Origin of the sequence: Microvirga arvi (assembly GCF_016892765.1) — a bacterium.
Lineage (GTDB): Bacteria > Pseudomonadota > Alphaproteobacteria > Rhizobiales > Beijerinckiaceae > Microvirga > Microvirga arvi.
In genome coordinates, this window is sequence record NZ_JAFEMD010000001.1 from 142083 (window position 1) to 166240 (window position 24158).

Annotated in this window: 29 protein-coding genes and 1 tRNA gene; 11 read left to right on the forward strand and 19 right to left on the reverse strand. The window is 62.2% G+C overall.

Going from position 1 to position 24158, the window contains the following annotated elements; all coding sequences use genetic code 11:
- The first annotated feature begins 8 nt into the window (after positions 1-8).
- Positions 9-614 carry a recombination mediator RecR gene (gene recR / locus ILT44_RS00720; RefSeq protein WP_204237630.1) on the forward strand — a complete coding sequence of 202 codons (606 nt, stop codon included), beginning with the start codon at positions 9-11 and terminating at the stop codon, positions 612-614.
- Positions 615-672: 58 nt separating this feature from the next.
- Here recR and ILT44_RS00725 read toward each other — a convergent pair whose 3' ends face one another.
- Complete coding sequence (locus ILT44_RS00725; RefSeq protein ID WP_204237631.1) at positions 673-1176, reverse strand: YciE/YciF ferroxidase family protein; 504 nt, start codon at positions 1174-1176, stop codon at positions 673-675.
- Positions 1177-1280: 104 nt separating this feature from the next.
- Positions 1281-2468: a DNA recombination protein RmuC gene (locus tag ILT44_RS00730; protein WP_204237632.1), complete on the reverse strand. Its 1188-nt coding sequence runs from the start codon at positions 2466-2468 to the stop codon at positions 1281-1283.
- A gap of 198 nt (positions 2469-2666) precedes the next feature.
- Here ILT44_RS00730 and def point away from each other — a divergent pair, with 198 nt between their 5' ends.
- From def to truA, 4 genes are read left to right on the forward strand one after another with little or no spacing between them, the layout of a single operon-like run.
- A complete protein-coding gene (gene def / locus ILT44_RS00735) occupies positions 2667-3185 on the forward strand; it encodes a peptide deformylase (protein ID WP_204237633.1) in 519 nt (172 codons plus the stop codon).
- Positions 3182-4114: a methionyl-tRNA formyltransferase gene (gene fmt, locus ILT44_RS00740; RefSeq protein WP_204237634.1), complete on the forward strand. Its 933-nt coding sequence runs from the start codon at positions 3182-3184 to the stop codon at positions 4112-4114. Before def ends, fmt begins: the two co-directional genes overlap by 4 nt.
- Before the next feature lie 9 nt (positions 4115-4123).
- Positions 4124-4618 carry a GNAT family N-acetyltransferase gene (locus ILT44_RS00745; protein ID WP_204237635.1) on the forward strand — a complete coding sequence of 165 codons (495 nt, stop codon included), beginning with the start codon at positions 4124-4126 and terminating at the stop codon, positions 4616-4618.
- A gap of 2 nt (positions 4619-4620) precedes the next feature.
- Positions 4621-5370 carry a tRNA pseudouridine(38-40) synthase TruA gene (gene truA / locus ILT44_RS00750; RefSeq protein WP_204237636.1) on the forward strand — a complete coding sequence of 250 codons (750 nt, stop codon included), beginning with the start codon at positions 4621-4623 and terminating at the stop codon, positions 5368-5370.
- Here the strand turns inward: truA and ILT44_RS00755 are convergent.
- From ILT44_RS00755 to rpmH, 12 genes are all read right to left on the reverse strand, one after another.
- Positions 5362-5952 (reverse strand): hypothetical protein, encoded by a 591-nt coding sequence (locus ILT44_RS00755; RefSeq protein WP_204237637.1) that lies wholly within the window; start codon positions 5950-5952, stop codon positions 5362-5364. The genes truA and ILT44_RS00755 overlap by 9 nt on opposite strands.
- 104 nt (positions 5953-6056) lie before the next feature.
- The gene (dapE, locus tag ILT44_RS00760; protein ID WP_204237638.1) at positions 6057-7220 is read right to left on the reverse strand and encodes a succinyl-diaminopimelate desuccinylase; all 1164 of its coding nucleotides are present in this window, start codon (positions 7218-7220) and stop codon (positions 6057-6059) included.
- Between the two features lie 4 nt (positions 7221-7224).
- Complete coding sequence (gene dapD / locus ILT44_RS00765) at positions 7225-8070, reverse strand: 2,3,4,5-tetrahydropyridine-2,6-dicarboxylate N-succinyltransferase (protein ID WP_204237639.1); 846 nt, start codon at positions 8068-8070, stop codon at positions 7225-7227.
- A gap of 82 nt (positions 8071-8152) precedes the next feature.
- The gene (locus tag ILT44_RS00770) at positions 8153-8887 is read right to left on the reverse strand and encodes a pyrimidine 5'-nucleotidase (protein WP_204237640.1); all 735 of its coding nucleotides are present in this window, start codon (positions 8885-8887) and stop codon (positions 8153-8155) included.
- Positions 8888-8970: 83 nt separating this feature from the next.
- Positions 8971-9876, reverse strand: coding sequence for an acetylglutamate kinase (argB, locus tag ILT44_RS00775; protein WP_204237641.1), 906 nt, complete (start codon positions 9874-9876; stop codon positions 8971-8973).
- A 166-nt stretch (positions 9877-10042) separates the two neighbouring features.
- The gene (locus tag ILT44_RS00780) at positions 10043-11134 is read right to left on the reverse strand and encodes a calcium-binding protein (RefSeq protein ID WP_204237642.1); all 1092 of its coding nucleotides are present in this window, start codon (positions 11132-11134) and stop codon (positions 10043-10045) included.
- Positions 11135-11280: 146 nt separating this feature from the next.
- The gene (locus tag ILT44_RS00785) at positions 11281-11646 is read right to left on the reverse strand and encodes a DUF423 domain-containing protein (RefSeq protein ID WP_204237643.1); all 366 of its coding nucleotides are present in this window, start codon (positions 11644-11646) and stop codon (positions 11281-11283) included.
- The gene (gene yihA / locus ILT44_RS00790; protein WP_204237644.1) at positions 11643-12308 is read right to left on the reverse strand and encodes a ribosome biogenesis GTP-binding protein YihA/YsxC; all 666 of its coding nucleotides are present in this window, start codon (positions 12306-12308) and stop codon (positions 11643-11645) included. Before yihA ends, ILT44_RS00785 begins: the two co-directional genes overlap by 4 nt.
- Positions 12309-12382: 74 nt before the next feature.
- The gene (locus ILT44_RS00795) at positions 12383-13924 is read right to left on the reverse strand and encodes a CYTH and CHAD domain-containing protein (RefSeq protein ID WP_204237645.1); all 1542 of its coding nucleotides are present in this window, start codon (positions 13922-13924) and stop codon (positions 12383-12385) included.
- Between the two features lie 134 nt (positions 13925-14058).
- Entirely contained in the window at positions 14059-15918 is a 1860-nt protein-coding gene (gene yidC, locus ILT44_RS00800) for a membrane protein insertase YidC (protein ID WP_204237646.1), read from the reverse strand.
- Complete coding sequence (gene rnpA, locus ILT44_RS00805) at positions 15911-16339, reverse strand: ribonuclease P protein component (protein WP_204237647.1); 429 nt, start codon at positions 16337-16339, stop codon at positions 15911-15913. The genes yidC and rnpA overlap by 8 nt, the downstream gene beginning before the upstream one ends.
- A gap of 19 nt (positions 16340-16358) precedes the next feature.
- Complete coding sequence (gene rpmH / locus ILT44_RS00810) at positions 16359-16493, reverse strand: 50S ribosomal protein L34 (RefSeq protein WP_027314822.1); 135 nt, start codon at positions 16491-16493, stop codon at positions 16359-16361.
- Positions 16494-16759: 266 nt separating this feature from the next.
- Between rpmH and ILT44_RS00815 the strand changes: the two genes are divergently transcribed.
- From ILT44_RS00815 to ILT44_RS00830, 4 genes are all read left to right on the forward strand, one after another.
- Positions 16760-17554, forward strand: a complete 795-nt coding sequence (locus ILT44_RS00815; protein ID WP_204237648.1) for a TVP38/TMEM64 family protein — start codon at positions 16760-16762, stop codon at positions 17552-17554.
- Positions 17554-19011, forward strand: a complete 1458-nt coding sequence (locus ILT44_RS00820; protein WP_204237649.1) for a dihydrolipoyl dehydrogenase family protein — start codon at positions 17554-17556, stop codon at positions 19009-19011. Before ILT44_RS00815 ends, ILT44_RS00820 begins: the two co-directional genes overlap by 1 nt.
- 5 nt (positions 19012-19016) lie before the next feature.
- Complete coding sequence (locus ILT44_RS00825; protein WP_204237650.1) at positions 19017-20453, forward strand: sensor histidine kinase; 1437 nt, start codon at positions 19017-19019, stop codon at positions 20451-20453.
- A gap of 104 nt (positions 20454-20557) precedes the next feature.
- Positions 20558-20634 (forward strand) — tRNA-Arg (locus ILT44_RS00830).
- Between the two features lie 85 nt (positions 20635-20719).
- Here the strand turns inward: ILT44_RS00830 and ILT44_RS00835 are convergent.
- Positions 20720-20887 carry a hypothetical protein gene (locus tag ILT44_RS00835; protein WP_204237651.1) on the reverse strand — a complete coding sequence of 56 codons (168 nt, stop codon included), beginning with the start codon at positions 20885-20887 and terminating at the stop codon, positions 20720-20722.
- Positions 20888-21034: 147 nt separating this feature from the next.
- Between ILT44_RS00835 and ILT44_RS00840 the strand changes: the two genes are divergently transcribed.
- Complete coding sequence (locus ILT44_RS00840) at positions 21035-21301, forward strand: GlsB/YeaQ/YmgE family stress response membrane protein (RefSeq protein WP_204237652.1); 267 nt, start codon at positions 21035-21037, stop codon at positions 21299-21301.
- Between the two features lie 57 nt (positions 21302-21358).
- Here ILT44_RS00840 and ILT44_RS00845 read toward each other — a convergent pair whose 3' ends face one another.
- A complete protein-coding gene (locus tag ILT44_RS00845; protein WP_239467828.1) occupies positions 21359-21610 on the reverse strand; it encodes a YgaP-like transmembrane domain in 252 nt (83 codons plus the stop codon).
- A gap of 149 nt (positions 21611-21759) precedes the next feature.
- On the opposite strand from ILT44_RS00845, the gene ILT44_RS00850 reads away from it, so the two are divergent.
- Complete coding sequence (locus ILT44_RS00850; protein ID WP_204237654.1) at positions 21760-22254, forward strand: YciE/YciF ferroxidase family protein; 495 nt, start codon at positions 21760-21762, stop codon at positions 22252-22254.
- 80 nt (positions 22255-22334) lie between these two features.
- Here ILT44_RS00850 and ILT44_RS00855 read toward each other — a convergent pair whose 3' ends face one another.
- From ILT44_RS00855 to ILT44_RS00865, 3 genes are all read right to left on the reverse strand, one after another.
- Positions 22335-22583 (reverse strand): hypothetical protein, encoded by a 249-nt coding sequence (locus ILT44_RS00855; RefSeq protein ID WP_204237655.1) that lies wholly within the window; start codon positions 22581-22583, stop codon positions 22335-22337.
- Positions 22570-23211, reverse strand: coding sequence for an acyl-homoserine-lactone synthase (locus ILT44_RS00860; RefSeq protein ID WP_204237656.1), 642 nt, complete (start codon positions 23209-23211; stop codon positions 22570-22572). The genes ILT44_RS00855 and ILT44_RS00860 overlap by 14 nt, the downstream gene beginning before the upstream one ends.
- A gap of 86 nt (positions 23212-23297) precedes the next feature.
- The gene (locus ILT44_RS00865) at positions 23298-24035 is read right to left on the reverse strand and encodes a LuxR family transcriptional regulator (protein WP_204237657.1); all 738 of its coding nucleotides are present in this window, start codon (positions 24033-24035) and stop codon (positions 23298-23300) included.
- Positions 24036-24158 lie beyond the last annotated feature (123 nt).

Genomic DNA, 24158 nt, shown 5'->3' on the forward strand with positions numbered 1-24158 from the left:
GAACTTGAATGGCCCAGCACGTTGCCGGTCCCGAGATCGAGCGCCTGATCCAATTGCTGGCCCGCCTGCCGGGTCTGGGCCCGCGCTCGGCGCGCCGCGCCGCGCTGCATCTCATCAAGAAGCGCGAGACGCTGCTCAACCCGTTGAGCGACGCCATGCGCATCGCCAACGAGCGCATCGTCGTGTGCTCGTCCTGCGGCAATGTCGATACGCAGGATCCCTGCACGATCTGCCGGGACGCCAAGCGCGATCCCTCCATCCTCGTGGTGGTCGAGGACGTGTCCGATCTCTGGGCGCTGGAGCGCTCCGGCGCGGTCAACGCCCGGTACCATGTGCTCGGCGGCGTCCTCTCGCCCCTCGACGGCGTGCGTCCCGAGCACCTCAACCTGGAGCGCCTGGTGGCGCGCGCCTCCGAAGCCGGGGTCGGTGAAATCATCCTGGCGCTCAACGCCACGGTGGATGGGCAGACCACGGCCCACTACATCACCGAGCTTCTCGCGCATCTGCCGATCAAGGTGACCAAACTCGCCCACGGCGTGCCGGTCGGCGGCGAGCTCGATTATCTCGACGAGGGCACACTCTCCGCCGCAATCCGGCAGCGCACGTCTTTCTAAGCTCATCCTACAAAAATGGCCCCCTTTCGGAGGCCATTCCCGTTCGAGAACGAAGAGCTTATGCAGCTTTCGTGTTGATCTTGCTCTCGGCGATCCGATTGAGCTTCTGATCCGTGGCTTTCTCCTGATCCAGGATCTGGTGCAGGACGCCGGCGCAGTCGTCGCGGCCGAGCTGCTTGGCCCAGGCGACAAGGGTGCCGTAGCGGGTGATCTCGTAGTGCTCCACGGCCTGAGCGGCGGCGAGCAGGGCAGCGTCGAGGACCTGAGGATCGGCGATCTCGCCCGAAATCTCCTGTGCCTCGTCGATGATGCCATCGATAGCCGGGCAGGTCACGCCCTTCGGATCGTGCCCGTGCATCCGGAACACCTGCTCGACCATCTGGATCTGCTGCTGGGTTTCGCCGAGATGCGTTTGGAAAGCCTGCTTCAGCTGCGGATCGGTGACCTGTTCGATCATCTCCGGCAGCGCCTTCGTGATCTGCTGTTCGGCGTAGTAGATATCCTGCAGGGTGTGGATGAAGAGGTCATCCAACGACTTGATGTCCTTCGACAAAAGGCCCATAGCGCAATCCTTCCCAAGTTCTGAGACATGCCAGCATGCGAGCGCCATCATTCGCTTGGCGCATCGTGCAGCTTGGGGAGAACGTTGCGGGTGAAAGGCGGTTCCTAATCCACGGCTCGAAGATTGCGGCCCTGAAGACGCAGGAGTTCGGCCCGGGCCTCAGCCTCGCCTTCATCGAACTCGAGGGATTCGATCCTCTCGCCGCGCTTCACGATCTTGTCAGCTGATACCCTGATCTGGGACACGTCGTCCTGAGCCTGCCGGAAGTGAGCGTCGAGCTTCGCCACGCGGGAATCGAGCCGCTCCACGTCTTCCAGGAGCTTCTGCACCTCGATCTGGATCACCCGCGCCTCCTCGCGGATGCGGGCATCCCGCACAAGGGCCTGCATCACCTGTATGGCAAGCGTCAGGAGGGACGGCGAGACGATGACGATGCGGGCGCGATGGGCCTTCTGGACCACGTCGTCGAAATGCTCGGCGAGATCGGCGTAGATCGACTCCGCCGGCACGAACAGCATGGCGATGTCCTGGGTCTCGCCGGGGATCAGGTACTTCTCCGCGATGTCCTTCACATGGACGAGCATATCGTTGCGGACTCGTGCAGCCGCACGGCTGCGCGCCTCGTCCCCCTTGGACTCGCGGAACAGGGTGAAGCCCTCCAGCGGGAACTTGGCGTCGATCACGAGACCGCGCTCGTCGCCCGGCAGGCGCACGAGGCAATCGGGTCTCGTGCGGTTGGAAAGGGTGGCCTGAAACTCGAAGGCGCTGGGCGGGAGCCCGTCGCGGATGATCGCCTCCATTCGCCCCTGCCCATAGGCGCCGCGGGTCTGCTTGTTGGAAAGAATGTCTTTCAGCCCGACGATTTCGCCGGTGAGGTTCGTCAGGTTCTGCTGCGCGGCATCGATGACGGCGAGCCGCTCGTTGAGCTTGGACAGGTTCTCGGACTGGTGCCGCGTGGAAGCCTCCAGCCCTTGGCCGACCCGGTGCTGCAGCCCGTCGATCCGCTCCGAGATCATGCGCACGAAATCGCTCTGACGGGAGCCGAACACCTCGGCGATGGTCCGCATCCGGCCCGTCATCTCGGACTGGATGCGGGTGAGCTCCGCCACCTTTTCGTCCATCTCCCGCGCCCGCTCTTCGGCGATCATCGCTTCAAGGGTCCGTTCCCGGCGGGTCCGCAGGAGCAGCACGGTGACGAGGAGCAGGAGGGCGACGCTGACGCCTGCCATCCCCAGGACGATCTGCCCCCAGGTCAGGGAGGTCTTGCCGAGGATCAGGACGACGTCGTTCATGGAGGCCAAGGTTCCGGTTGACGGATGCATCCGAACACAAGTGCCTCGTGCGGAAAAGTGGATTCCGCTTTTCCGCGGAAACGATGCACTCATGAATGATAGGCATCGGAATAGCCCCGAAAGTGGACCCACTTTTGGGTCCGATGCCGGAGACGAACGATTTGACCATTCTGGCCCAAGCGCTTATCTCCCGCGATCATGACCATAAGACCCCTTGTCATCCTTCCTGATTCCAAGCTTCGCCTGGTTTCCGAGCCCGTTAAGGACATCACGAGCGAGATCCGCAGGCTTGCGGACGACATGCTGGAAACCATGTACGACGCCCCCGGCGTCGGCCTTGCCGCCATCCAGATCGGCGTGCCGGTCCGCATGGTGACCATGGACGTGTCGAAATCCGAGGAGGAGCATCAGCCGATGGTGCTCATCAATCCCGAGATCCTCTGGGCCTCGGAGGAGAAGCGGGTTTACGAGGAAGGCTGCCTGTCGATCCCCGAATATTACGAGGAGGTCGAGCGCCCGGACCGGGTGCGCTTCCGCTACATGAACCTGCAGGGGGAGAGTGTCGAGCAGGATGCGGACGGGCTGCTGGCCACCTGCGTCCAGCACGAGATCGATCACCTGAACGGGGTCCTGTTCATCGACTACCTGTCGAAGCTCAAGCGCGATCGGGTCACGACCAAGTTCAAGAAGGCAGCCAAGCGCGAGGCCGGCGCATGAGCCTTCGCGTCGTCTTCATGGGCACGCCCGATTTCGCGGTGCCCACCCTCTCCGAAATCGTCGGCCAGGGTCACGAGGTGGTGGCCGTCTACACCCGCCCGCCGGCCGCCGCCGGCCGCGGCATGGAGCTGAAGCCCTCTCCAGTCCACACCATGGCGGACCGGTTCGGGATTCCTGTGTTCACGCCCAAGACCTTGCGCACGGACGAGGCTGCGGAGATTTTCCGCAGCCATGGGGCCGATGTGGCGGTGGTCGTGGCCTACGGCATGCTGCTCCCGAAGGCGATCCTCGATGCGCCGGAACTCGGCTGCCTCAATCTGCATGCCTCCCTGCTCCCCCGCTGGCGCGGCGCGGCCCCGATCCAGCGCGCCATCATGGCAGGGGACAACCAGACCGGCATTGCCGTCATGAAGATGGAGGAGGGGCTCGACACCGGCCCTGTCGCCATGGTCGAGCGGGTGGCGGTCACGCCCGCCATGAATGCGGGCGAATTGCACGACAAGCTGATGGTCCTCGGTGCCGATCTCATGGTGCGGGCGCTTGCGGCCTTGTCCCGTGGAGGCTTGAGCTTCACGCCCCAGCCCGAGATGGGCGTGACCTATGCCCATAAGCTCAAGAACGAGGATGGCCTGATCGACTGGTCGAGGCCGGCGCAGGCCGTCCACGATCACATCCGCGGGCTCTCGCCCTTTCCGGGAGCCTACTTCGTCGCCGATTTCGGCAAGGGTCAGGAACGGGTGAAGGTGCTGCGTGCGACCCTGGGGAAAGGCGAAGCTTCCCCAGGGACACTGCTTGATATTAATGGTATAATATCTTGTGGCGACGGGGCTGTCCGTCTCATCCAGGTTCAACGAGCCGGCAAAGGCCCCGTAGCCTTCGAGGAATTCCTGCGCGGCGTGAGGCTCGGTCCGGGCGCCCGCTTCGGGTGAGGGCCACCTATGACGATCCATCTGAAGGATTCCGCAGACTGGCAGGCGATCTATGCGATCTATGTGGAAGCCTTCGGACAATCGGCGGAGGCCGATCTGGTGCGGAATATGCAGAATGACGGCGATCTGCTCCTCTCCCTGACCGCCTATAACGATCAACCGGCAGGGCACATCGCCTATTCCCATCTGAGGCTGCACGAGATTCCCTCCATCAAGGCCTGCGTGCTGGCTCCGCTGGCAGTGGTCCCCTCCTTCCGGCAGCAGGGCATCGGGGCACAGCTTGTGCGGCACAGCCTGGAACGGCTCAGGAACGGCGGGTACGATCTGGTCGTCGTCCTTGGAGAGCCGCATTATTACGGCCGCTTCGGGTTTGATCCGAAGCTGGCGGAGAAGCTGAAAACCCCGTATGACGGGCCTTATCTCCAGGCCCTTGCGCTTTCCGATCAGGGGAAAGGCGCCCATGGCCCGGTCTCCTATGCCCGGGCCTTTGCAGAACTGAATTAAACATGCCTCGCTACAAGCTTGTCGTCGAGTATGACGGCACGCCGTTCACCGGGTGGCAGCATCAAACGAACGGCCTCTCCGTGCAGCAGGCGGTGGAGGATGCGATTGCGCGCTTTACCGGGACACCCGTGCGCATCCACTGCGCCGGCCGCACCGATTCAGGCGTTCATGCCACCCATCAGGTCGTGCATGTGGATCTGGAGAAGGAGTGGCGGCCGGATACGGTGCGGGATGCCACCAACTCCCACCTGAGGCCTGCACCCGTGGCGATTCTCTCGGCGCGGATCGTGCCCGACACCTTCAACGCCCGCCTTTCGGCTGTGAAGAGGCACTACGTCTACCGCATCCTCAACCGGCGGGCGCCCCCGACCCTTGAGGCGAGCCGGGTCTGGCACGTGGCGTGGACGCTTGATGCGGAAGTGATGCACGAGGCTGCGAAAATGCTGATCGGACGGCACGACTTCACCACGTTCCGGGCCGCCGAATGTCAGGCCAACAGCCCGATCCGCACCCTCGACCGGCTCGACGTCGAGCGGATCGGCGACGAGATCCGCCTCTATGCGTCCGCCCGCTCGTTCCTGCACCATCAGGTTCGCTCGATGACGGGCACGCTGGAGCGAGCGGGCGCCGGGCGCTGGTCGGTGGAGGATGTGCGGGCGGCCCTCGAAGCGCAGGACCGTAAGCGCTGCGGCCCCATGGCTCCGCCGACAGGCCTCTACCTGATTGGCGTCGATTATCCGGAGCTATCCTAGAAGCCCCCGCATCGCGCCGGCCACGAAGGAATTGAGCACGATGCCGAGCACGACGACGCCCAACGCCGGCAGGCTTGAGAGGCCCAGCGTCGACTTGGTGGCGAACCATTGCAGCCGGACGATGATGATGGCGAAGGCGAGGCTGAAAAGGCTGGCGAGCGCAGGCGGTGCCCACCCCAGTAGTACGAGCATGGCCGGCACGGAGAGCATCAGCATGCCGATGACGGAGATCCAGTTCGTCACGATCACGAAGGGCACATAGGCTTTCTCGAGACGAAACCAGCGCGCAACACAGATCATGGCCAATGGCAAGGCTACGAAGCCCGCCACATGACCCAATGCGACGACCAAATCGATCCAGAGATTGTCCAAGAGAGACCGGTCTGGTTGAAGCAGTCCGAGACGCAGGCGCTCGAAGGCGAGGGACACCACATAGGCCGGAAGGGTCAGCCAGAGCGCCGTGAAGGAGCGCCAGAAGCCTCGCTCGCTCATGTCGAAGGACTTCAATCCTTCCGCCCTGCTGTTGAGCAGGTCGAGGGTTCCCTTGAACGAGCGATTGACCTCATCCGCCGTGACGATCATGAGCAGCCTCAACGTGGGAGACACTTGATCACGATGAATGGACGGACGCGCCAAAACGTTCCGCTCATTTTCCGACTTTAGTCTAAATATTCAGGCTTCGGCTCTCAGGGTGACGCGGTGAAATAGGCGTCCAGCACCTTGCGGTAAATCCCTGTCAAGCGACCCAAATCGGCAACCGGAACCCGCTCGTCGATCTGGTGCATGGTCTGACCCACGAGGCCGAACTCGACCACCGGGCAATACTTCACAATGAAGCGAGCGTCTGAGGTGCCGCCCGTGGTGGAAAGCTTCGGCTGCCAGCTGGTCTCGGCCTTGATGGCATCGGCGATGAAACCCACGAACGCGTTCGGCGGCGTCAGGAAGGCGACCGCATTGGTGGGGTCCATCGTGAGGGTGTAGCGCACCGTGTTGCCGGCGGCCTCGCGCAGGCGACGCTCGATCTCCTCCTCTAGGCTTTGGGGCGTCCAGAGATCGTTGAAGCGGATGTTGAAGGTCGCCCGCGCCTCTGCCGGGATGACGTTGGAGGCCGGGTTGCCCACGTCGACACTCGTCACCTCCAGGTTCGAAGCGTCGAAGTGCTCCGTGCCGTGATCGAGCGGTTCGCTCAGGAGACCTGAGAGCAGGCGCATCATGCCGGGGATCGGATTATCAGCCAGATGCGGATAGGCCACATGCCCCTGCTTGCCTTCGACGGTAATCCGGCCCGTGAGCGAGCCGCGTCGGCCTATCTTGATCATGTCGCCGAGCTGGTTTGGGTTGGTCGGCTCACCCAGGATGCAGTGGTCGAAGCGCTCGCCGCGGTCCTTGGCCCATTCGAGGAGCTTGACCGTCCCATTGATGGCCGGCCCCTCCTCGTCTCCCGTGATGAGGAAGCCGATGGAGCCTTTGAAGTCCGGGTTTGCACGGATGAAGTCGAGCGCCGCCGCCATCATGCAGGCGATGCCGCCCTTCATGTCGACGGCGCCGCGCCCGTAGAGCTCGCCGCCATGGATCTCGCCGCTGAACGGATCGTGCGCCCAGCGGCTCGCATCGCCCGGCGGCACCACATCGGTGTGACCGGCAAACAGCAGGTGGGGCTCGCTCTTGCCGTAGCGGGCATAGAGGTTTTCCACGTCCGGTGTGCCGGGCTCGGAAAAGACCGGGCGGTGCACCTCGAACCCCGCCTCCTTCAGTACGCCCTCGATGAAGGCGAGCGCTCCGCCCTCCTCCGGCGTCACGGAGGGGCAGCGCAGGAGGGACTGGGCGAGGAGGAGGGGGGAGGAGGTCATCGGATCAATCGCGGAGCAGCTCGTTGATGCCGGTCTTCGCCCGCGTCTGGGCATCGACGCGCTTCACGATGACGGCGCAGTAGAGGGACGGGCCGGGCGAGCCGTCCGGCAGGGGCTTGCCGGGAAGCGTGCCGGGTACGACCACCGAGTAGGGCGGCACGCGACCGACGAAGACCTCGCCGGTGTTGCGATCGATGATCTTGGTAGAGGCCGAGATGAAGACTCCCATGGAGAGCACCGAACCCTCACCGACCACGACGCCCTCCACGACTTCGGAGCGGGCGCCGATGAAGCAATTGTCCTCGATGATGGTGGGATTGGCCTGGAGCGGCTCCAGAACGCCGCCGATGCCGACGCCGCCGGAGAGGTGAACGTTCTTGCCGATCTGGGCGCAGGAGCCGACCGTCGCCCAGGTATCGACCATGGTGTTCTCATCCACATAGGCGCCGAGATTGACGAAAGACGGCATCAGCACCACGCCGGAAGCGATATAGGCGCCGCGGCGCACGGTGCAGTTCGGCACGGCACGGAACCCCGCCTGCCTGAACTCGGCCTCGGACCAGCTGTCGAACTTGGAGGGAACCTTGTCCCACCACACGGCCTCGCCGGGGCCGCCTTTGATGATGCCCATGTCATTCAGGCGGAAGGACAGGAGCACGGCCTTCTTCAGCCACTGATGCACCTGCCACTCGCCGCCAGCCATTTTCTCGGCGACGCGCGCCCTGCCGGAATCGAGAAGGCTCATGGCCTGCTCCACAGCCTCGCGCACGGCTCCTGTCGTGGAGGCGTTCACATTGGCCCGGTCCTCCCAGGCGGCATCGATCGTTTGGGCGAGATCAGTGGTGGACATCGGCAACTCGGGGCAAGGGTTTCGCTGCCGCCTGATTAGCAATGGCGCCTCAACCTGTCACCTGATCTATGGCGAAGCCAGCTTACTTCTTCGAGGGCAGTGCGTAGGCCCGCAGGAAATCCGCCAGATCGTTCGTGATGTAGTCGATGTCCGGCGTCCTGATTGCCTCCTGCTCGAAGCTTTCCCGGAAGGGGTCGAGGGTCTTCGGCACGATCAGGGTCGTCGTCATGCCGAGCTCGTGTGGGACGGTCAGGTTCTTGGCGATGTCCTCGAACATGGCCGAGCGGGAGGGCTCCACCCCGTGCTTCTCAAGGAAGATCTCGTAGGCGCGCCGGTCGGGCTTGGGCACGAAGTTGGAGGCGGCAATGTCGAACACGTCCTCGAAATGGTCGAGGATGCCGATCTTCCTCGCCACGTTCTCCGCGTGCTTGCGTGAACCGTTGGTGAGAATGAGCTTGCGCCCGGGAAGCCGCTCGATCGCCTCACCTAGGCTGTGGTTCAGCTCGATGTCGGTGTGGTCGATGTCGTGGGCGAAGTCGAGGAAATCATGCGGATCGATGTTGTACTCGTCGATCAGCGCCTTAAGGGTCGTGCCGTATTTGTGATAGAAATACTTCTGCAGCGCCTGCGCCGACAGCCCATCGAGCCCGAACAGCTCAGTGATGTAGAGGGTGATGCGCTGGTCGATCTGTGGCCAGACCCGCGAGGTGTGCGGATAGAGCGTATTGTCCAGGTCGAAGACCCACGTCTCCACGTGCGAGAAGGGACGGGATTCGGGGGAGGACAGGTGGCTCTCGATGGCTGGCTTGGCGTTCATGGATCCCGAAGACGACAATGGGGCCGTGCGGCCCCACTGATGGAAATATAAGCGTTCTCTGCCGCTTCGGAAAGGGTGAAGTCCTAGCCCCTGCGGATCAGGGTACCGGCGCCGTGATCGGTGAACAGCTCCAGCAGCACCGCATGGGGCACCTTGCCGTCGAGGATGACGACGGCCTCCACGCCCCTTTCCAGGGCATAGATGCAGGTCTCGATCTTCGGGATCATGCCGTCGGTGATGGTGCCGTCGGCGATCAGGCGGCGGCAATCCTCGATGGTCATTTCCGGAATGAGATTCTTGTTCTTGTCGAGAACGCCCGGAACGTCGGTCAGCAGGAGGAGGCGCTTTGCCGTCAGGGCGCCGGCGATGGCACCGGCAAAGGTGTCCGCGTTGACGTTGTAGGTCTGGCCGTCCTGGCCGATCGCGACGGGCGCAAGGACCGGGATCAGCTCGGCCTGCAGCACCTGGTCCAGAACCTCCCGGTTCACGTGCTCGGGCTCGCCGACGAAGCCCAGGTCCACCACCTTCTCGATGTTGGAATCAGGGTCGACGGCCGTGCGGGTGACCTTGCGGGCGGTGACCATGTTGCCGTCCTTGCCCGACAGGCCGACGGCCTTTCCGCCTTCGGCGCCGATCCAGCCGACGATCTGCTTGTTGATCGAGCCCGCGAGCACCATCTCGACCACCTCGACGGTGGCGGCATCCGTGACGCGAAGCCCACCCTTGAACTCGGACTTGATGCCGAGCTTCTCGAGCATCTTCCCGATCTGAGGCCCTCCGCCATGGACGACCACGGGCTTGATGCCTGCCTGTTCGAGGAGAACCACGTCCTCGGCGAAATCCTCGGCCGCCGCCCGGTCGCCCATGGCATGGCCGCCGTACTTGATCACGACCATCTGCTGGTCGTAGCGCTGCATGTGCGGCAGAGCCTGCACAAGCACCTCGGCCTGCACATGGACGTCGGGAAGGGGCGTGGACGGATCGGACATGGGCAGCTCCGGCGCGGTCATCGGGATCAAACGGCCTGCCTTCTAGCCCAGGTCAGATGTTATGGAAACCGCTATGATGCCTATGGCGCCGCACAAGATCGACGGTTCGCTTGAGAACCAGAGTATTGGATAGAGTGAAAGGGCCGCCCAAGGCGGCCCTAGCCAGTTACATGACGAAGAAGTCTTGGGCCGTCATCTTCAGATTTTTGTCGAGGTCAGCGAACTTGACGGCTTTGCGAGAACCTGAACCGTCCGCATCGTAATAGAGGTCACCGGCCTTCTTGTCGTAGATGATCCGATCATCCTTGTCGTGCGCCTTCGAGCCAGTCCAGAAAGCCCCCTTCTTGAGCTCGCCTTTCTTGGCAACCTTGGAGAAGATGGACTTGGAGAGGCCGATCGTATCGCTCTTCACCTCGAAATCGTCCAGGTCGTTCGGCTTCTTGGCATTCAGCTTGTCATCGATGACGAAGAATTCACCATCTTCCAGGATGGCGTATTTGCCTGAAGAGTAGTTGGCGAAGTGGATGACTTCGATGTTCTTGAGCTTGCCGAAGTCAACGACACCAAGATCTTGAACGTGGAACATGAGGAAGGCTGTATCCTTCCCGCCATCAGCAGCTTCCACGACGGTGCTGTTGATGCTGTCGATGTAGTACATATCATCGCCCGAGCCGCCCTCCAGCGTATCGGTTCCACCGACATCGTAAAGTCTGTCGTCGCCGCCGAGGCCCCTCAAATGGTTGTTGCCGGCATTGCCAGTCACCTCGTTGTCCAAGGCATTGCCTGTTCCGTTGAGGCTTTCGTAGCTCTCGGCGCTACCGTATCCGGAGCCGGTGAGCTGCAATTTTTCAACGTGATCAGGCAGCACATAGCTGATTTTCGAAACGACGAAATCGCTGCCATTGTTATCTGCTTCGACGACGAGGTCGCCTGCGTCATCCACGCGGTAGGAGTCATTCCCATCTCCACCGATCAGCAGGTCTGCCCCGATACCTCCGTCTAAGTAGTCGTCGCCATCTCGTCCCTCGAGTGTATCGGCGCCGGCGCCTCCGTTTAGGTCGTTAACCAATGTGCTGCCAATGATACGGTTAGCGCTTTCATTGCCCATGACGTGAACATTATAGACAGTACTGTTTGGATCACGACTTGCAGCTAGCAATTCTTGAAAAGAGGTAAAGTACTTTATGTTCTGGTATTCCGGAACTGAGTAATTCATCTCGGTTGAGGTTAGCTGATACAAACCCTGTAGGAACCACATTGTCTTCTCCTTGGAAACGAGCAGCGTTATGATACCAATTCTATGATAAGTTACAACATTTCATAAATAACAGAATGTCGCACACACTTGCTCGTTTGCTGCCTCTGTCTCTAAGAGAGCCGTTAAGTTATATTATGGATTGTTTTCTATGGGCGGGTGAAGACGCTCGATAGCCCCACCAGCAGCCACCCTGCCATTAGGAGAATTCCGCCTGCAGGCGCTGCCCTTGGAAACAGCGCCACGCCCGAGAACACCCGGCGGGAAAGATCGCCGCAGAACAGGACGAGCCCCAGCACCAGCACATAGCCAGCGACCTGCGCCAGCATCGGGTTTACAGCACCTGCAGCGATCAGACCAACGAGAGCCAGCAGGGCAGGGGCATGAAAGAGCAGGAATTGGGCCGCCGTGGTCAGGTTGCCGCCCGTGACATGGGCCGCGGCGGCGGAGAGGCCGACGCCGAGGAGGCCCGACAGGGAGGCGAGAACGATCAGGACCCTGAGGCCGAGGCTCATCCCGCGCCTCTCTCGCTCAGGAGCCTGGCGACCCCGGCCCGCAGTTCCGGAATGCCGAGACCGGAGCGGCTCGAGGTGGCGAGGATCTCCGGGAAGGCGGCTGCGCGCTTCTCGATCTTCTGCAGGGTGTCGGCCATGCGCTTGTCGAGCTCGCCCGGCTTCAGCTCGTCCGCCTTGGTCAGCACGATCTGATAGGAGACCGCTGCCGTGCCGAGGGTCTCCAGCACCGCCTCGTCCACGGGCTTGATGCCGTGGCGGGCATCGATCAGCACATAGACGCGGGCCAGGCTCGCCCGGCCGCGCAGGTAATCGTGGATCAGCTGCGTCCAGGCCTCGACCTTCTGCTTCTCGACGGCGGCATAGCCGTAGCCGGGCATGTCGACGAGGTGGAAGCGGTCGTTGATGGTGAAGAAGTTGAGCTGCTGCGTGCGGCCCGGCGTGTGCGACGTGCGCGCCAGCGTATTGCGCCCGGTGAGCGCGTTGACAAGGCTCGACTTGCCCACGTTGGAGCGCCCGCCAAAGGCAATCTCCACCTTGCTCATGGGCGGCAGGTTCTTGAGGGAGTTGGCGGCCCAGATGAAATCGGCCTCTCCTGCAAAGAGCTTGCGGCCGATCTCGATGAAGGGATCGATGTCCTGGTTTGGGGGGCTTGTTTCGGTCATGGGGCTCTTATCGGCGCTCGAACGGCTTTCTTCAAGGCTCCCGGCCGATTTCCTCCCGGCAGGCTCGGGACGGGTCAGTGCCAGAAGGGATCGGCCTTGGCGAGCTTGGCAAGGCCGGCCTCGCTTTTGTCGAGGAGCTTTTCCTTTTGCCGTTCCATGCGCCTGGGCGAAACCTCGGGGAGATACAGGGCAAGGGAGCCGCCGACGGCGAGATCATTCAAGGTCCCGAGCCGTTCCTGCAGATCCTCCAGGATGCCCAAGAACTTCTTGCGACGCTTGCGCGCTTTCTCCGAGCGAAAGAGCGAGCCGAAGAACTCGGTGCCGTAGCGCAGCTTCTTGATGCGGATCCGCAGTTCGTGGCGCTCGTCGTCGCCGACGTCCCGCAGATGCTTTGCCATCTTGCGGGTGCGCTTGAAGCGGCGCGAGAGCTCGGCTGCTGCAAAATCCCGGGCAGGGCGCTGCCGGGCCGACCTGTGCCCCTCGTCGTCGGACGTCATCCAGGCGCCGGCCTCGATCCAGGCGGCCGTCTGCAGGACCACGTCCATGAAGCGGCGGGATTCGAGAGCTTCCAGCAGATCCTCATAGGCTTGTGCCCGACGGCGCTCGATCTCGTCCATGTGCGACGGATCGGCTTCGGGCCCATCCATGGAGCGCAGCCGCTCCATGAAGACGTCGCGGTCCCTCGCCGTACCCAGCGCCTCCCCGGCCCAGCGAAGGTTGTCCCGGATCTCGGCGCTCTCCGGATCGGTCAACAGCTGGTTCTTGAACAGGGAAATGGCGGCTCTCAGGCGGCGCAGGCCCACGCGCATCTGGTGCAGGGCGTCAGGAGCCTGCGTGAGGCGCACCAGGGCTTCATTCTGCACTACTTGGGCGAGGCACGATTGGGCAATGATCCGGAAGGCCTCGGCGCAGGTCGCATCCTTCGATAGGGCGATCTTCCCGGCCCGAACGGGGCGAAGGGTTTCCTCGTCGAGGAGGCGGTAGCCGCGTTCGGATTTCGCCACCGTCGAGAGCCGCAGGGGAGCCGCCTCGCTCAGGCGGCGGGCAAGGGTGAAGAGGGCGCCGGCGCGGCCCTGGCGCAGTTCGAGCTCGATTTCCGAGAAGGTGACGGCCTTGTCCCCGTTGGAAGCCTTGGCCCGGTCGAGGGCCACCTCGATCACGGCACCGTCGAACTCGGCCTCGAAGGCCTGCCGATCCGTTTCGACCGTGAAGGCTGGCTTGAGGTCCGCCCGCAGGGTCTCGTCCGCGATGAGTTTCTCGAGCGGGGTGCCGGCTGCGGCGGACAGGTCGAGTTCGCCATCGACGGGCGTTTCCCACTCCCCGCGATCCATGGCGATGCCCTTGTGGGGACCTTCTGCCTTGATGGTCTGGATGTCTTTTCCATTCCGGCGGCGGATGCGCAGGCTGATGCCCTCGCGATGCAGGGCATGGTCATCGGTGTCGAAATAGACCGCATGGAGCTGTCCGCTCTGCTTGAGGAGCGGACGCGCCTTGTCGAGGAGGGGATGTGCGAGCAGATCCTCGGCCGCGCCGGAGGCGAGTTCCAGCTTCAGCTCGATTTCACGGGGTGCGTCCGATCCCGGGTCCTGCTTCGCTGTTTCCTCGGAAGCGCTCATTGTCCGTCACCGCATGGCATCGACGATTGATATAGATGCGTGACGATTGGAAGAAATGGCGGCGCTCTCGCCATCATCAAACGAAAATCCCCGGGACGATGCCCGGGGATGATCACATTTCAGTCCGTGGCCGTTCAGCCCTTGGCGGTGCTGGTCTTACGGCTGAAGGTCTTGCGCAGGTTGTCCCATAACTCGATCTTCACGCCGTTCTTGCGCATGATGAAGGCCTGCTGGGTGACCGAGAGCAGGTTGTTCCAGGCCCAGTAGATCACGAGGCCGGCCGGGAAGGAGCCCAGCATGAAGGTGAAGATCACCGGCATCCAGGCGAAGACCTGCTTCTGGACCGGGTCTGGCGGCTCCGGGTTCATCTTCATCTGCAGCCACATGGTGATGCCCATGAGGAGCGGCCACACGCCGAGCATGAGGAAGTGACCGATCACCGGCACCGCACCAGGGTTGTAGGGCAGCAGGCCGAACAGGTTGAAGACCGAGGTCGGATCGGGTGCTGCGAGGTCGCGGATCCAGCCGAAGAAGGGCGCGTGGCGCATTTCGATGGTGACGAAGAGCACCTTGTAGAGCGCGAAGAACACCGGGATCTGGATCAGCACCGGCCAGCAGCCGGCGACCGGATTGATCTTCTCCTTGCGGTACAGCTCCATCAGCGCCTGCTGCTGCTTCATCTTGTCGTCGGCATAGCGCTCGCGGATCGAGGTCATCTCCGGCTGCACCGCCTTCATCTTCGCCATGGAGGCGTAGGACTTGTTGGCGAGCGGGAAGAACAGGATCTTCAGAAGCACCGTGACGAGCAGGATCGCGATGCCGAAATTGCCGAACAGGTGGAAGAAGAAGTCGAGCACCTTAAACAGCGGCTTGGTGATGAAGTAGAACCAGCCCCAGTCGATCAGGAGATCGAAGTTCTTGATGCCAAGCGCGTCATGATAGGCATCGACGGTCGCAACCTCCTTGGCACCTGCGAAGAGGCGCTGGGTCACTTCCGTGGTGGCGCCGGGCTGGAGTGCCTGCGCCGTGCCGAGCATGTTGGCCTGATAGATCTGGCCCGTCGGGCCCTGGCGCATGGTAAAGGAACCTTGGTAAGGCTGCGTCTGATCGGGGATGACGGCGGCAGCCCAGTACTTGTCGGTGATGCCGACAAAGCCGCCGCTCACATCGTCCCACACTTCGCCCACGGCGTTCTGACCGGCGGGAACCGGCTCTTCCTTGGCGATGGCGTCGTAGGTGTATTCCTGCAGGCCCTTGTCGCCGAGAACACCGATCAGGCCTTCATGCAGCACGTAATAGCCAAGCGTCGTCGGCCTGCCATGGCGGGAGACGAGGCCGTAGGGGTGCAGGGTCACGGGCGTGGAGCCGCGGTTCTCAACGGCATTCTTCACGGTGAACATGGACTTGTCGTCCACGGAGATCGTGCGCCGGAAGATGAGACCCTGGCCGTTGTCCCAGCTGAGCGTCACCGGAGTGGACGCGGTCAGCGTCGCTTGATCGGCGGTCCAGACCGTCTCGGCAGTCGGCAGTGCGCCATTCTGCGCTCCGACCCAGCCGAAATCGGCATAATAAGGGTTTTGGGTCCCGGCGGGCGAAAGCAGCACGATGTTCGGGCTGCGCGGATCGACGGTCTCGCGGTAATTCTTGAGCGATACGTCATCGATGCGGCCGCCGCGCAGGTTGATCGAGCCGGCGATGGCGGGGGTGTTGATGGCCACGCGCGGCGAGCGGGCGAGCGCCGCCTCGCGGGTTTCGACGGCAGGCGCCACAGGGGTGCTGGGCACGGTTCCCGGTACCGTGGGAGCGGCGCCGCCGGCCTGGCTCGGGCTGGCGGGCGGATTCGGCGCGTTGGGATTGACCTGCGTGGATTGATGTTGCTGAGCGGCTTGGCGCTGCTTTTCAGCCTCTGGAGCCGCAAAGAAGTACTGCCAGCCTAGCAGAACCGCCATCGACAGCACGATGGCGATGATGAGGTTTTTGTTGTCATCACGCATGGGAATGTCCGCGACGCTCGCCGTTGGAGGGAGGTGAGGAAGAACGCTCTGCGGGAGAAGCGTTTTTCGGCTTGGTGACCGCCCGCAGTGCGCGTCGAAGATCGTCGATGAGCACGTCGAAATCGGCTGAGAGGATGTCTCGCCGTCCAATGACGACAACATCCGCATCGATGGTTAGGTAGTCCTGGCCTGCCGTGGGGATGGCGGCCCGGAGCCGGCGCTTGATCCGGTTGCGCTCGGTGGCGTGGCCGACCCGCTTCGTGACCGTAAGGCCGAAGCGCAGGCCGAGACCGGAACCTTCGCGCAAGCGGGCTTGAACCGTCATCCTCTCGGTATGAAAGCGGCGGCCGGAGGCCGCCGCGACGAAGTCAGGTCTTTTCGTCAGACGCCCGAGGCTTGACGCTGCGCGGGGTTCGCGCATCGGGCGGTCCTAAGGCTGCTTACGCCGACAGGCGCTTGCGGCCATGGGCGCGGCGAGCGGCAATGACCTTGCGGCCACCCTTGGTCGCCATGCGCGCACGGAAGCCGTGGCGGCGCTTGCGAACCAGCTTGCTCGGTTGATACGTCCTCTTCACGGCACTTCTCCGGTCGAATGGGGCAGCGGTGCTCGAAGGCTCGCGCCCGTCTGGTTGGGATGGGGTTTCCCCGAAACTGTTTCGAAAAAACGATCAGCGCCCAAGAAGAGCGCTGTCAGCTTGCGGGCTTATGACGGAATGGTAGGGCAAAGTCAACGCCGCTCTGGGCCCGATGCGGCAATCGGGCCTCGCCTCACCAAGCTGTGACGGGCCCATAGGCTTGACCTTGCCAGACGCTACATACCACACCGGTTCCAGGAGGACACGTGGCCGAGACGCAGCTGAAACACGACCGCCCGGGGGGAGGGCGCCGCTTCTGGCGCATGGTGCCTCTGGCGCTCGTCCTGTTGGGGATCGGAGCCGTCTTCGCAACGGGCGCCCACCGCTCCCTCACCTTCGATACGTTCATCCGCTACCAAGCCTGGCTGCAGGAGCTCGTTGCCGCCCGAAGCCTGGCCATGCTGGGGCTGTACGGCCTGATCTATGTGGCGGCCGTGACCCTCTCTCTTCCGGCCTCCGCCTTCCTGACAGCCATCGGGGGCTATCTGTTCGGCTGGCCTCTCGGAGGCATCACGGCCAACCTTGCCGCAACGCTCGGGGCTGCCAACATCTTCCTGATTGCCCGGACCTCCCTGGGGCGGCCGCTCCTGCAGCGGGCTGGCTCCCACATCCAGAATCTTGCGGAGGGCTTCAGAAAGCAGTCGTTCCTCTATCTTCTCTCCCTGCGCCTGATTCCTGTCGTGCCGTTCTGGCTGACAAATCTGGCCGCAGCCTTCTTCGGCATGCGCCTGAAGCCCTTCGTGCTGGCGACCCAGCTCGGCATGCTGCCGGCCTCCTTCGCCTTCGCCCTCGCCGGATCAGGCCTCGACGAGGTGATCGCCAGGCACGAGCGGCTGCGTGCCGATTGCCTGGCCGCTGGGCGGAGCAACTGCACGGTCGATTTCAGCGCCAAGAGCCTCTTGACGCCCGAGCTGATGGTGGCTCTCGCTATCCTGGGAATTCTGGCCTTGGTTCCGATCGCGCTCAGGTATTGGCGCAGTCGCGCCATTGGAAAGGGCTGATGGTGGGGCAGACGGATAACGGGGCCCAAAAGGTTCTTGAGCCGGATTTCTGCGTCATCGGCGCAGGATCGGCCGGCCTGTCGGTCGCCTCCATCGCAGCCTCTCTAGGGGCCGCCGTGGTGCTGGTCGAGAAGGACGCGATGGGCGGAGACTGCCTCAATGTGGGCTGTGTGCCGTCTAAGGCGCTGATCGCGGCAGCGCTTCGCGCCGGGAACATGCTCGAAGCTGAGCATTTCGGGATCGGAGGAGCCGAACCTGTCGTCGACTTTGCCAAGCTCCATGCGCATGTGCAGGGGACCATTGCCGCAATAGCCCCGATGGATTCCATTGCCCGCTACCGGGCCATGGGGGTGACGGTGATCCAGGCCGAGGCTCGGTTCACAAGCGAAAACACCGTCATGGCGGGAGAACGGACCATCCGGGCCCGTCGCTTCGTCATCGCGACCGGCTCCCGGCCCTCGGTTCCACCGATTCAGGGGCTTGATCAGGTCTCCTACCTCACCAACGAAACCATCTTCGATCTATCTGAGAAGCCCGCGCATCTCGTCGTGATCGGCGGCGGAGCCATAGGCGTCGAGATCGCCCAGGCCTATCGGCTCCTGGGGGTGATGGTGACGATTCTGGAGGCCGGGAAGGACCTTCTGGCACAGGAGGATCCCGAAATGGCAGGGGTCGTCGGGCACGCGCTACGATCGGACGGCGTTTCCGTCAGGATCGGGGTGACCATCGACCGGGTCGCGCAGACTGAAGGAGGAGGCATCAGCCTCTTCCTTAACGGCGGTGAGAGGATCGACGGGAGCCATCTGCTCGTGGCGACAGGCCGCAAGCCCATCGTGGATGGTTTGGGCCTTGAGAATGCCGGGATCGAGACCGACGCGTCCGGCATCCGGGTCGACCGCGGGCTGAGGACCTCCAATCGGCGCGTTTACGCTATCGGCGACTGTGCCGGCGGCTCCGGCGCCGGAGCCCGGTTCACCCATGTGGCGAATCATCATGCGGGCCTCGTGATCCGCAACGCCCTCTTCCGGCTGCCCATCCGCGTCGGGCAGGCACCTGTCCCCCGGGTCACCTACACGGCGCCCGAGCTCGCCTCCGTCGGCCTGACGGAGGCGCAGGCGAGGGAGGAGCATGGCGCCATCCGCATCCTGCGCTGGGCCTTTGCCGACAACGACAGGGCACGCACGGAAAGGCGAACCGAAGGACACGTGAAGGCCGTCGTCACCCCGCGGGGCAGGATCCTGGGCTGCTCCATCGCCGGTGCCCATGCGGGCGAGCTGATCATGCCGTGGGTTCTGGCCATGAGCCGCGGCTTGAAGGTTTCCGATTTGGCAGGGTTGGTCTATCCCTACCCCACTTTCTCCGAAGTGACGAAGAGCACGGCGGTGGAGTTTCTGAGGCCCTCGGCTCAGAATCCTTGGTTGCGGCGGCTGATCTCCCTGGTCCGCCGCTTGGGATGACGTGAATGAGTCGCGAGCAGACCACACTTGCGGGACGGATCCTGAGCCAGTTCGGGCTCTCCGCGCGCTTGCTCCTGCTCACGGTGCTGTTCGTGATGATTGCGGAGGTGCTCATTTATGTGCCTTCCGTCGCCAATTTCCGCCTCACATGGCTCAACGATCGTCTGGCCGCCGCGCAGATTGCCGCCATGGTGCTCGACGCCGCTCCCGAGGAGACCCTGTCGGAAGAGCTCGAGATGCGCCTGCTTCAGGGCGTGGGCGCGCGCGCCATCGCCCTGAGAGGCAGCGGACGCCGGAGCCTCCTGGCGGCGGGCGACGTGCCGCCCGAGGTGAGCAAGACCGTCGATCTGCGGGACGCGAAATGGGTGGTCTTGGTTCAGGACGCCTTCGATACCTTGCTCAATCCGGCCGACAAGCCGATCCGTGTCATCGGTTCGGGCATGGGTGTCGACTTCGTCGAGATGATTCTCGACCAGCGGCCCCTGCGCCATGCGATGATCGAGTTTTCGCGCAACATCCTGTTCCTGTCGCTCTTCATCTCCATCATCACGGCCAGCCTGGTCTATCTCACCCTGCAATGGGTGATCGTACGTCCTGTCCGGCGCCTCACGGGCAATATTGCGGAATTCTCCAGCAATCCTGAGGATGCCTCCCGGGTTATCCAACCGACGGATCGCGGCGACGAGATCGGTCTCGCCGAGCAGGCCCTGGCCCGCATGGAGACGACCCTGGCCGACGAGCTGCGCCAGAAGCGGCGCCTCGCGCAGCTCGGCCTTGCCGTGAGCAAGATCAATCACGAGCTTCGCAACATGCTCACGACGGCCCAGCTCCTCACGGATCGGCTCGATCATGTCAGCGACGGATCCGTGCAGCGCATCGCGCCCAGGCTGGTCAGTACTCTCGACCGGGCCATCGCCTTCTGCGAGACGACACTGGCCTATGGCCGGGCGACCGAGCCTCTGCCGCAGCGACGGCTCATTCCCCTGGCGCCCGTCATCGACGAGCTGTCGAACCTGACGGACCTTGCGCCCGAGGTCGGCATTGCCTTCCAGGCAGAGGTTCCCGAGAACCTGATGATCGACGCGGATCCGGAGCAGCTCTCGCGGGTGCTGGTGAACGTGGTCCGTAACGCGGTCCAGGCCCTGAGCCTGACCGGCTCCCCCGAGGGCAAGCCATGCATCCATGTCTCCGCTCGCCGGGAGGGCGGCACGGTCGTGATTTTGATCAAGGACAATGGCCCGGGAATCCCTGAGCAGGCCAAGGCCCATCTGTTCACGCCTTTTCAGGGGTCGGCTCAGAAGGGTGGGACAGGGCTCGGCCTCCCGATCGCCGCAGAGCTCGTCGGGCTCCATGGGGGAACGATCACCCTCGACGAGGGGGAGGGCAGAACCTGCTTCAAGATCACGATTCCGGACCGGCTGTCCGCGGCAGAGGCAAACTGAGGCTTTCGGCAAAACTTCCGCACAAGAGGCTTGCCAACCGCACCGGATCCCTTTATGTCACCGGCCTCGGTCAACGTTGCTTTCCGCAGCGATCTGCCGATCGGGCGCCCGTAGCTCAGCTGGATAGAGCACCAGACTACGAATCTGGGGGTCAGAGGTTCGAATCCTTTCGGGCGCGCCATTCCTTCCCATGACATCGCTGCGAAGACACTGAAGGTTCGAAGACGCCTCGCCGCGCTCTGAAACCTCAATGGCCATTCAGGGCTTCAGACTTCCGCAGTCGGGGTGATGCCTAGATCGTCCAGCTTGGCCCGCACCTCCGTCACCGACCGTTTCAGCTTCAGGCTGATCACGGAGACCGGGACCCCCTCTCTTGCGAGAGCCAGAAGGGCCTGGACGGATTCGTAGTTCCAATGGCCTGCGGAAGAGTTCATGGCGGTTGCTTCCCTCTGCACGAGTTTCAAGCGTCGCCTTCAAGTGAGGCGAGATCATGAAAAATCCCGCTTAGGAAAAGCATCCACCGCAACCTTAGCTGAAGATGCGCGTTCCTCTGTGGAGGCAACACAGATAGGGACCATCTCATGAGCATCATCTGGACCATCATCATCGGCTTTGTGGCAGGTCTGATCGCCAAGTGGATCATGCCCGGCCGGAACGAGCCGTCGGGCTTCATCATGACGACCATCCTCGGAATCGTGGGTGCGGTCATCGCCACCTATCTCGGACAGGCTCTGGGCTGGTACCGGGCGGATGAAGGGGCGGGCTTCATCGGTGCCATTGTCGGCGCGGTCGTCGTTCTCTTCATTTATGGCCTGATCGCCGGACGCCGCTCGACCTCATCGTACTGAGCATTCCAAAGCCGATCTTGAGTTGAGGGCCACAGGGATCACTGTGGCCCTTCCTATTTAACCGCGGTGAGCGAGGCGAGCGCTCTCCTGGGAGCCCATCAGGGCCGCTTTGACTGGGCACTGACCTACATAACCGCGCCACGCCAGATATGATCCGCCTGCGAGCGCCAGGATGTTCAGGAGCGGATTGGGGCGGGGCTTGGCGGCCGCGGCCGCCAAGCCCAACCCGGCCAGCATGTAGAGGCTGCGCTCCGCCGTGCTGAGGTTGGGCTCTCCGTTCATCAGCGATCCGGCCCTGGCGGATATCATGTTTGCCACTTCAGTTCTCCTTGATTTGCCTGGGCCGAACGCGACCCGAAGCGGTGTTGTTCCGTGCCAAGTCCACAAGCGAATAACAGGCGAGGAACCTCCAAGCTTGGCCCTCGTTGAGTCCACGCTTCAACCAAGGAGTTGTCACGATGTCCGCCAAGGAAAAGACTTTGAACGACCTGTTCCTTCACACGCTGAAGGACGTCTTCTATGCCGAGAAGCAGATCCTGAAGGCGCTTCCGAAAATGGCAAAGGCCGCCGAGTCGGAGGAGCTTAAGCAGGCTTTCGAAACCCACCGTGAAGAAACCCAGGGCCAGATCGAGCGGCTGGAGCAGGTCTTCGGAATGCTCGGCAAGCCGGCTCGCGGCGTGCAGTGCGAGGCCATCAACGGCATCATCGAGGAAGGCAAGGAAGTCATGGAAGACTTCGCCGAGAGCGTGGCTCTCGATGCCGGCATTCTGGCCGCTGCCCAAGCTGTCGAGCATTATGAGATCACCCGCTACGGCTCCCTGAAGACATGGGCCGAGGAACTGGGCATGCGCGATGCCGCCAAGCTCCTCGATCAGAACCTTCAGGAGGAGAAGAAGACCGACCAGCTTCTGACCCAGCTCGCCGAGGCTCGCGTCAACACCAAGGCTGCTTAAGCTGATCCGAAAACGGCAAAGACCCTCGCGCCGCCGGGCGGCGCGAGGGTCTTCTTTTGAGCCTCCGGGGGCAAGAAGGCTCAGTGATGATGGGTTCGGCCGGGTTCCACATCCGTATCCAGGATCAGGCGCATCGAGCCCGACGGGGAGATCTCCAGCGCGGCTCTCAAGGTGGCCGGGTACTCGACCAGGTGCATGAAAGCCAGGAGCCTCAGCCGCACGATCGGAGGAAAGTGGGAGAGACAGACCCCAAGGGTGCGGGTTGCCACCTCGATCATTTCCTCCTGCACGAAGGAGGCGACCGGCGGATTCTCGTCAGGCAGCGACATGGGGCACCCGATCCAGAATAGGGGAAACATCTTCATGACGCACAAGGCTGAAGTTGCGCAGGCCGGCAAGGCCGCGAACCTGATCCAAGCTTTCTTGTGAAATCTTGATCGAAGCAGCAATGCAAGGCTGTCCTTCGATTATGGTCGGCAGCCCTAGGGGGCGGACCTGGAAGCCCACCTGCTGCCAACGGGGCAGCCACCACATTTCGACGACCGCAGTGAGCTCCGTTACACCTTCCTCAAGGCAAAATTGTTGAATGGCAGCAAGAAGCCGACAATCCGTACGCCCCATCCTCCTTTCCTTGACCACAAAATAGCGGGTCCACTCATAAATAGTGTGCGCTCTTGGAAGACCTCGCTGAGCCATGTGACCGAAGACTTCGCTCAACATATGGGGCAGAAGAGTTGGATAAAGGCGTTGGCCTCCAACAACCCGATCCTGGTCTATGGCAAGCAAATAAACGGCGTTTTGATTATCATAGGCGTCAACTTCCCGTCCATCAGGCTGGTGTAGATTGCGCCAGCCTCGCTCATCAACGAAGACATTGTGTCTGAGTCGGAAGTATTCCTCTAAGCTTTCTTTGTAAGAATGCTGATTTTCGGCGGTGATAACATGGATCTGTGTCATCGTATGCTGTCCCCCATCTTTATCTATGCAGGGGTTTTCGCGCATCCAGACATGAAAGGATATTGTAGGAATTTACAGGTAGCTCATCATAATCCTATGAGCTTGTACTGAAGGGCCCGCGCTACGGCTTGTGTTTTGTTCACGGCCTCAAGCTTCTGGCAGGCACTGACGATATGAGCCGTCACCGTACGTTCAGTGATGCCAAGAATTTCTCCTGTGTCGGCTGCAGATTTCCCGGCAGCAGCCCATACCAGAGCCTCGCGCTCCCGAGGCGTGAGCAGGCCGGAACCAACGTATGGTCTAGGCTTAAGCAATTGGCGCGCCCGCTCGAAGGCATACATGGCCATCAAATGCAGGGCCGGCTTTGTCCGGGGGGAGAGATCTAGATCTATGCCGCTCATAGAAAAGCAGGCCTCATAGCCGTTGATCCCATGGATCGGTAGGCAAAAACCCTGCTTCATCCGGAAATCTGTTGCCCGGTCCATGATCTCGGCAGCCTTTGGCTCTGTGTCACGGTTGTAAGGAGCTTCAGACCATTCGAAGGGTTGAGCTGTGGTCCTGCAGAGCCGAATGATCGGATCTGACCTAACGTAATCTTCCTTGGCGTAAATATCGTACCAGCCCTTAGGCCATTTTTTCAGCAGGACGACGTGTTCGAATCTTTCCTTCGGATTAGGAAGGCCTGTGATGATGAAATTTTCAAAGCCGAAGAGCGTGAATGATTTCGCCACGGCATCCACAACATCCTCTGGTGTGGCCAAATGATCTAATCCATCGATGAAATCAAAGGCTTCTGTTGCATAGTCAAGGCTGCGGCCGCTCACGCGCATCTCCTTAAGTAAGTTTCAACTTTAAGGACAGGTGGGGTATGATACTACCAAAAGTTATATATTTGATATAGATAATGTTACAAATTTGACATAGACAATAGAGAGCTACGGCAAAGG

Coding starts and splice junctions, on each gene's coding strand:
- recR (WP_204237630.1), top strand. CDS start 9: ATGGCCCAGCACGTTGCCGGTCCCGAGATCGAGCGCCTGATCCAATTG.
- ILT44_RS00725 (WP_204237631.1), bottom strand. CDS start 1,176: ATGGGCCTTTTGTCGAAGGACATCAAGTCGTTGGATGACCTCTTCATC.
- ILT44_RS00730 (WP_204237632.1), bottom strand. CDS start 2,468: ATGAACGACGTCGTCCTGATCCTCGGCAAGACCTCCCTGACCTGGGGG.
- def (WP_204237633.1), top strand. CDS start 2,667: ATGACCATAAGACCCCTTGTCATCCTTCCTGATTCCAAGCTTCGCCTG.
- fmt (WP_204237634.1), top strand. CDS start 3,182: ATGAGCCTTCGCGTCGTCTTCATGGGCACGCCCGATTTCGCGGTGCCC.
- ILT44_RS00745 (WP_204237635.1), top strand. CDS start 4,124: ATGACGATCCATCTGAAGGATTCCGCAGACTGGCAGGCGATCTATGCG.
- truA (WP_204237636.1), top strand. CDS start 4,621: ATGCCTCGCTACAAGCTTGTCGTCGAGTATGACGGCACGCCGTTCACC.
- ILT44_RS00755 (WP_204237637.1), bottom strand. CDS start 5,952: ATGATCGTCACGGCGGATGAGGTCAATCGCTCGTTCAAGGGAACCCTC.
- dapE (WP_204237638.1), bottom strand. CDS start 7,220: ATGACCTCCTCCCCCCTCCTCCTCGCCCAGTCCCTCCTGCGCTGCCCC.
- dapD (WP_204237639.1), bottom strand. CDS start 8,070: ATGTCCACCACTGATCTCGCCCAAACGATCGATGCCGCCTGGGAGGAC.
- ILT44_RS00770 (WP_204237640.1), bottom strand. CDS start 8,887: ATGAACGCCAAGCCAGCCATCGAGAGCCACCTGTCCTCCCCCGAATCC.
- argB (WP_204237641.1), bottom strand. CDS start 9,876: ATGTCCGATCCGTCCACGCCCCTTCCCGACGTCCATGTGCAGGCCGAG.
- ILT44_RS00780 (WP_204237642.1), bottom strand. CDS start 11,134: ATGTGGTTCCTACAGGGTTTGTATCAGCTAACCTCAACCGAGATGAAT.
- ILT44_RS00785 (WP_204237643.1), bottom strand. CDS start 11,646: ATGAGCCTCGGCCTCAGGGTCCTGATCGTTCTCGCCTCCCTGTCGGGC.
- yihA (WP_204237644.1), bottom strand. CDS start 12,308: ATGACCGAAACAAGCCCCCCAAACCAGGACATCGATCCCTTCATCGAG.
- ILT44_RS00795 (WP_204237645.1), bottom strand. CDS start 13,924: ATGAGCGCTTCCGAGGAAACAGCGAAGCAGGACCCGGGATCGGACGCA.
- yidC (WP_204237646.1), bottom strand. CDS start 15,918: ATGCGTGATGACAACAAAAACCTCATCATCGCCATCGTGCTGTCGATG.
- rnpA (WP_204237647.1), bottom strand. CDS start 16,339: ATGCGCGAACCCCGCGCAGCGTCAAGCCTCGGGCGTCTGACGAAAAGA.
- ILT44_RS00820 (WP_204237649.1), top strand. CDS start 17,554: ATGGTGGGGCAGACGGATAACGGGGCCCAAAAGGTTCTTGAGCCGGAT.
- ILT44_RS00825 (WP_204237650.1), top strand. CDS start 19,017: ATGAGTCGCGAGCAGACCACACTTGCGGGACGGATCCTGAGCCAGTTC.
- ILT44_RS00835 (WP_204237651.1), bottom strand. CDS start 20,887: ATGAACTCTTCCGCAGGCCATTGGAACTACGAATCCGTCCAGGCCCTT.
- ILT44_RS00840 (WP_204237652.1), top strand. CDS start 21,035: ATGAGCATCATCTGGACCATCATCATCGGCTTTGTGGCAGGTCTGATC.
- ILT44_RS00845 (WP_239467828.1), bottom strand. CDS start 21,610: ATGATATCCGCCAGGGCCGGATCGCTGATGAACGGAGAGCCCAACCTC.
- ILT44_RS00850 (WP_204237654.1), top strand. CDS start 21,760: ATGTCCGCCAAGGAAAAGACTTTGAACGACCTGTTCCTTCACACGCTG.
- ILT44_RS00855 (WP_204237655.1), bottom strand. CDS start 22,583: ATGTCGCTGCCTGACGAGAATCCGCCGGTCGCCTCCTTCGTGCAGGAG.
- ILT44_RS00860 (WP_204237656.1), bottom strand. CDS start 23,211: ATGACACAGATCCATGTTATCACCGCCGAAAATCAGCATTCTTACAAA.